This is a genomic window from Psychromonas arctica, from assembly GCF_038155225.1.
Classification (GTDB): domain Bacteria; phylum Pseudomonadota; class Gammaproteobacteria; order Enterobacterales; family Psychromonadaceae; genus Psychromonas; species Psychromonas arctica_B.
In genome coordinates, this window is the sequence record NZ_JBAKBA010000265.1 from 1 (window position 1) to 223 (window position 223).

Sequence of the window (223 nt, forward strand, 5' to 3'; positions counted from 1 at the left end):
TACAGCTAATAAGGTTTGAGATATCAGATCAGGAGGCGTGAATACCATACCAAAAATAACTGCGCCGACTACAATGTAAGGTCGTTTTGCTTTTAAAGATTCAGGTGGTGTTGCACCCGTCCAACATAGTAATAACGTGGCAACGGGTATTTCAAACTCTAAACCAAAGGCAAAAAACAACTTCAATACAAAGTCTAAATAACTGCAGATATCAGTGGCAATG

At 39.0% G+C, this 223-nt stretch carries 1 protein-coding gene; it reads right to left on the bottom strand.

Annotated elements, in window-relative coordinates:
• Positions 1 to 223: twin-arginine translocase subunit TatC (locus V6255_RS18510; protein ID WP_341629434.1), on the bottom strand; the 223-nt coding region annotated here is incomplete at both ends.